The following is a 6,251-nucleotide window of genomic DNA, read 5'->3' as shown; positions in this document are numbered from 1 at the left end:
CGCGGGGGGGTGGGTCGCGTTGACCTCCCGGGGGCGGACGCCCCTTTTGAGCGTCCCTGTGCGCCCCCCCCCCCCCCCGGGGGGGGGGGGGGGGGGGCGCCCCCCGCCCCCCCCCCCCTCGACCGGACAGGACCTAGGCGGCCAGATGGGCGCAGCGCCATCCCGCCGGGGCGCCCCAGGCCCCGGCCGAGACCGTCAGGGCCGCCCAGGAACAGGTGAAAGCCTCCCCGCGCCACCGGTGAGCGCGCGGCGCGACACGGGGCCGAACGCCGTCTAGCATCGCGATCATGCTGGCGCTGCTGCACACCTCACCGGTTCACGTTCCGGTCTTCGACGCCCTGCGGGACGCCGACCATCCAGGACTCGTCCTGCGTCATCTCGTGGACGAGTCCCTGCTCAGCCGGGCCAGGGCCGAGGGCCCGGACGCCGTCGCCGCCGATGTCGAATCGGCGCTCGCCGGCGCCGTCGCCGAGGGAGCGACCGCCGTGCTGTGCACCTGCTCGACCATCGGCGAGGTCGCGGAGCGGGCCGCCCCCGCCCTCGGGGTGCCTGTCCTGCGGGTCGACCGGCCCATGGCCGTGGCCGCCGCCGCGGCCGACCGGGTCGTGGTGGTCGCCGCGCTGGACAGCACCCTGGAAGCGACGGTGGCGCTGATCCGGCAGGAGGCGGGGGAGCGCCGTATCGAGGTGCGTACCGTACTGGTGGAAGGCGCGTGGGAGCGCTTCGAGGCCGGTGACCGCGACGGCTATCTGAACGCGGTGGCCGCCGCCGTCGACTCCGTCACCGAAGCCGATGTGATCGTGCTCGCCCAGGCGTCGATGGCCGACGCGGCCGAGCGCGCCACGAGTGTCGTTCCGGTGTTCTCCAGCCCGCGTCCCGGGCTCAACGCCGCCGCTGCCGCCGCCGTCGCCATCTGACCCCCGCGCGGGTCCGGCGAGTGTGGGCACCCGGGTACGCGCGGGTCCGGCGAGCGGACGCGTGCGGTTACGCGTGGATCCGGCGAGCGTGGGCACGCGCTCCGGGAGACATTGGGAACGCACGACTCCCGCACTTCTGGAGGTCCGGCATGGCCAGCTCCTTCCCCGATCCCGTACCGCCGGTGCCCACCCCGCCGCCGGGCCCGCCAGGTCCGCCGGGGCCGGTGCCCGGGCCGGGCCCCGCGCCGGAGCCCATCCCCTCGCCGCCGAGCCCCGTGCCCATCCCCGAACCCGAACCCGTGCCGCACCCGCCGGGCCCCGACCCCGTACCGGAGCCGGAGCCCTCACCGGGGCCACTGGGCTCCCGGGACACGTCTGTCTAGCTCGTCGAGACCTCGGAGCGGTCGCCGCCCCAGAGGGTGTGGAACGAGCCCTCACGGTCCGTGCGCCGGTAGGTGTGCGCGCCGAAGAAGTCGCGCTGCCCCTGCGTGAGCGCGGCGGGCAGCCGCTCGGCGCGCAGCGCGTCGTAGTACGCGAGCGCCGCGGCGAAGCCCGGCGTCGGCACCCCCTGGTGCACGGCCGCGGCGACCACCGCGCGCCAGTCGTCCTGCGCCGCGCCGATCTCCTCCGCGAACTGCTTGTCGGACAGCAGGCTCGGCAGGTCGGGTCGTGTGTCGAACGCCCCGCGGATCCGGTCGAGGAACGCGGCGCGGATGATGCAGCCCGCCCGCCAGATCGCGGCGACAGAACCGAGGTCGATGTCCCAGCCGTACTCCTCGCTGCCCGCCTGGATCTGGTGGAAGCCCTGTGTGTACGACACGATCTTCGACGCGTACAGCGCCTGCTCGACCTGTTCGGCGAAGCGCGCCGCGTCGGCCTCGCCGAGCGGAGCGGCCGTCGGGCCCGGCAGCGTCCTGGACGCCTCGCGCAGCGCGGCGTGGCCGGACAGCGAACGGGCGAAGACGGCCTCGGCGATGCCGGAGACCGGGACCCCCAGATCGAGGGCGATCTGTACCGTCCAGCGGCCGGTGCCCTTCTGCTCTGCCTGGTCGGTCACGATGTCCACGAACGGCTTGCCGGTCGCCTCATCCGTATGGGCCAGCACCTCCGCCGTGATCTCGATCAGATACGAGTCGAGCCGGCCGGTGTTCCATGACCGGAAGGTCTCCGCGATCTTCGCGGGGGAGTAGCCCGCCACGGACCGCAGCAGGTGGTACGCCTCGGCGATCAGCTGCATATCGGCGTACTCGATGCCGTTGTGCACCATCTTCACGAAGTGGCCCGCGCCGTCGGGGCCGATATGGGTCACGCACGGCGCGCCGTCGGGGGCCTTCGCGGCGATCCGCTCCAGCAGCGGGCCGAGCGACACGTACGACTCGGCGGATCCGCCCGGCATGATGCTCGGCCCGTGCAGCGCCCCCTCCTCACCGCCCGAGATGCCCACACCCACGAAGTGGATCCCGCGCTCGCGCAGTTCCCGCTCCCGGCGACGCGTGTCCGCGAAGTGGGCGTTGCCGCCGTCGATGATGACGTCGCCCTCCTCAAGCAGCGGGGCGAACTCCTCGATCACGGCGTCCGTCGGCTCACCGGCCTTGACCATGATGACCAGACGCCTCGGCCGCTCCAGCGCGGCGACGAAGTCCGCCGCCGACTCGGCGGCGACGAAAGCGCCCTCGTCACCGAACTCGTCCACCAGAGCGCGGGTCTTCGACGCGGTGCGGTTGTGCACGGCGACGGTGAAACCGTTGCGGGCGAAGTTACGGGCGAGGTTGCGGCCCATCACCGCGAGCCCCGTGACGCCGATCTGGGCAGTACCACTCATGCGTGCGCTCCTGGATATCGGTCGGATGTGTCGTGCCTCGCCAGTACGTCCCGCCGGGGAGGGATACGCACCGCCGAACACGGCCGTTCACCAATCGTCAAGCCGCCCGGGAGCTTTCGCATTCCGGGCTTGTCGCATCGTGCCGTGTCCGGCGCGTGAGCGGCAACAAGGGCCGTGCCCGGGATCGTTCACAGAGTATTGACACCCTCTCAGCGACGGCGTAACACTGACACGGCCTTGGAGAGCGCTCTCCCGCAGTGATTCCAAGCGGCATGGAGGTCCGCATGGCCGAGAGATTCCGCACCACCGCCCTGATGTCCGCGTTACTCGTCGCCACCGCACTGGCTCTGGTGGCCTTCGGGTTCTCCGCGATTCCGGACACCGCCAACGCCAGTACCGCCCCGCGCGCGGCCGACCGGCCGGCCGCGGCCGGGCAGGCGGCGCCGGCCGCCCACGCCGGGCACAAGATGGCTCCCGCCGCCCCCGTACCGTCGGGCGATGATCCCGACGGGGACGGCTACATACCGGCGAACCCGCCCGTGACCGGGGTGCAGCCGTCCACCGAGATCCCCCCGCACCGCTACTTCCACGAGTTCCAGGCGAACTGCTCGGTCACCCACACCAGGCCGGACGACCCGATCGTGTTCCCCGGTCAGCCCGGTAAGTCGCACGATCACACGTTCATGGGCAACAGGACGACCGACGCCTACAGCACCACGGCCTCGCTGAGCGGCGGCGGCACGGCGTGCAAGGCGCCGGGCGACACGTCCGCGTATTGGATGCCGACCCTGTACAAGGGTGATGTGGCGATCCCGCCGGTCGGTCCGCAGGTCATCTACTACAAGTCGGGCGTCACCGACTACCGCTCGGTGCGGCCGTTCCCCAAGGGGCTGCGCTATGTCGTCGGCAACCCGATGCAGTCGGCCGACGAGTTCCGCAACCACCCGGGCTGGGTGGAGGGCTGGGAGTGCGGGAACCAGTACAACAACACCGAGATCCCGGCGTCCTGCCCGACCGCCCAGGACGTTCAGCTCAACCTCCGCTTCCAGGCGCCGAGTTGCTGGGACGGAAAGTATCTGGACACCCCGAACCACCAGAGCCATATGGCCTATCCGGTCGCGCAGGGCGCCAACCAGGACGTCTGCCCGACCTCGCATCCGGTGGCTCTGCCGATGATCGAGTTCAAGATGGCCTGGCCCGTCAACGGCGATATGTCGCAGGTCAGACTGGCCAGTGGGATGGGGCACTCGTTCCACTACGACTTCTTCAACGCGTGGGACGACGCGACGCTGAACGCGTTGGTCCGGCACTGTGTCGTGGGCGGACTCCAGTGTGACGCCCGCGGCTACGACCAGACCCATCCGGAGGCGGGGGCCGCGCTCAACGCGGACTACGAACTGCCCTGACCGGCGCGCTCTCCTCGATGGGTGCCGGACACCCATCGAGGAGAGCGCTCTCCCATGCTCGTGCCCCCACCCCTCGCCCCCCACTTCCCGAGGAGACACCACCTCATGCACCCACCCGCCGTACACCCGGCCCGCGGAGCGGCCGGCAGAGCCCGCCGCCTGGCCCCGGTCGCCGTCGCCGCGCTCTTCGCCGCCTGCGCGGTGGCCCTCCCGGCGCCCGCCGCGCAGGCCGCCGGCAGCGTCGTCAAGGTCACCGGATCGCAGGGCTCCTGGCAGCTGACCGTCGATGGAGCGCCCTACCAGGTCAAGGGCCTGACCTGGGGCCCCGCGATGGCGGACGCCGCGCGGTACATGCCCGACGTGAAGTCGATGGGCGCCAACACCGTACGCACCTGGGGCACCGACGCCACCAGCAAGCCGCTGTTCGACGCGGCGGCGGCCAATGGAGTCAAGGTCATCGCCGGTTTCTGGCTCCAGCCGGGCGGCGGTCCCGGCAGCGGTGGCTGTGTCAACTATCTGACCGACACCACCTACAAGAACAACATGCTCGCGGAGTTCCCCAGATGGGTGGACACCTACAAGGACCACCCCGGCGTCCTGATGTGGAACGTGGGCAACGAGTCCGTCCTCGGGCTGCAGAACTGCTACAGCGGCGCCGCGCTGGAGCAGCAGCGCGACGCGTACACCACCTTCGTCAACGAGATCACGAAGAAGATCCACGCGGTCGACCCCAACCACCCGGTGACCTCGACGGACGCGTGGACCGGGGCCTGGCCCTACTACAAGCGCAACGCGCCGGACCTCGATCTGTACGCGGTGAACTCCTACGGCGATGTCTGCAATATCCGCAAGACCTGGCAGGACGGCGGCTACACCAAGCCCTATATCGTCACCGAGGGCGGTCCCGCCGGCGAGTGGGAGGTGCCCGACGACGCCAACGGGGTGCCGGACGAGCCCGCCGACACGGCCAAGGCGAGCGGCTACACGAAGGCGTGGGGCTGTATCACCGGTCACCCGGGCGTGGCGCTCGGTGCGACGCTCTTCCACTACGGCACCGAGTACGACTTCGGCGGCGTCTGGTTCAATCTGCTTCCCGCGGGCCAGAAGCGGCTCTCGTACTACGCCGTGAAGCGGGCGTACGGCGGCGACACCTCCGCCGACAACACTCCGCCGGTGATCTCCTCGATGTCCGTCGACGGCGCCGCCTCGGTCCCGGCCGGGCGGGAGTTCACCGTACGGACATCGGTCTCGGACCCGAACGGCGATCCGCTCTCCTACCAGCTGCTCCTGGGCAGCAAGTACCTCGACAACTCGGGACAGCTGACGGACGTCCGATTCACCGACACGGGCAATGGCACCTTCCGGGTCACCGCGCCCGAGCGGCTCGGAGTGTGGAAGGTCTATGTCAAGGCGTCCGACGGCAAGGGCAATGTCGGCATCGAGACGAAGTCCTTCAAGGTGGTGCCGCCGCCGGTCGACGGGACCAATCTCGCCCGGGGCAAGCCGGCCACGGCCTCCTCGTCCCAGCCGAGCGGCACCGGGTGCCCCTGCCCCGCGGGCAACGCGGTCGACGGCTCGTTCGACACCCGCTGGGCCAGTGACTGGAGCGACCCGCAGTGGATCCAGGTCGACCTGGGCCGGAAGACAACGTTCCGGCATGTGCAGCTGGCCTGGGAGGCCGCGTACGGCAAGGGATACACCCTCCAGACCTCCGACAACGGTCAGGACTGGGCCACGCTGAGGACCGTCACCGACGGCAACGGTGGCATCGACGACCATGACGTCGCGGGGGACGCGCGTTATGTGCGGGTCAACGCGACGGTACGGGGCACCGCGTGGGGCTACTCGCTCTACGAGTTCGGGGTGTACGGCTGATCTCACCGGCAGCGCGGAACCGTGCGGCGGGCCATGGATTCTCCGTGGCCCGCCGCCGAATGTTTAGCGGGCGAATTTGCGTATACGGGCGCAGCCCGCGCGTAAATCACGGACCGCACCGGGCGCCGATCGGGCACCGGATAAGCCATATTCGGGCAGTGATCCGCGCAACACCGCCTCTGCCACCCCTGATGACCAGCGCAAACGCTCTTGACCAAACGGGCATGAACG

Annotated in this window: 4 protein-coding genes; 3 read left to right on the top strand and 1 reads right to left on the bottom strand. The window is 70.7% G+C overall.

Going from position 1 to position 6,251, the window contains the following annotated elements; translation table 11 throughout:
* Window positions 1-287 precede the first annotated feature (287 nt).
* Window positions 288-917, top strand: a complete 630-nt coding sequence (locus ABTZ59_RS16565; protein WP_351397076.1) for an aspartate/glutamate racemase family protein — start codon at window positions 288-290, stop codon at window positions 915-917.
* Window positions 918-1,296: 379 nt separating this feature from the next.
* On the opposite strand, the gene gnd is transcribed toward ABTZ59_RS16565, so the two are convergent.
* On the bottom strand, window positions 1,297-2,739 hold the full coding sequence (gene gnd, locus ABTZ59_RS16560) for an NADP-dependent phosphogluconate dehydrogenase (protein ID WP_351397073.1): 1,443 nt from the start codon (window positions 2,737-2,739) through the stop codon (window positions 1,297-1,299).
* A gap of 284 nt (window positions 2,740-3,023) precedes the next feature.
* Between gnd and ABTZ59_RS16555 the strand changes: the two genes are divergently transcribed.
* On the top strand, window positions 3,024-4,145 hold the full coding sequence (locus ABTZ59_RS16555) for a DUF1996 domain-containing protein (protein WP_351397071.1): 1,122 nt from the start codon (window positions 3,024-3,026) through the stop codon (window positions 4,143-4,145).
* Between the two features lie 105 nt (window positions 4,146-4,250).
* Window positions 4,251-6,020 carry a discoidin domain-containing protein gene (locus ABTZ59_RS16550; RefSeq protein ID WP_351397068.1) on the top strand — a complete coding sequence of 590 codons (1,770 nt, stop codon included), beginning with the start codon at window positions 4,251-4,253 and terminating at the stop codon, window positions 6,018-6,020.
* Window positions 6,021-6,251: the final 231 nt, after the last annotated feature.

It is taken from the genome of Streptomyces sp. NPDC094034, from assembly GCF_040303865.1.
GTDB lineage: Bacteria > Actinomycetota > Actinomycetes > Streptomycetales > Streptomycetaceae > Streptomyces.
The sequence above is the reverse complement of the archived record's forward strand: the minus strand, read 5'-3'. Positions and strand labels throughout refer to the sequence as shown.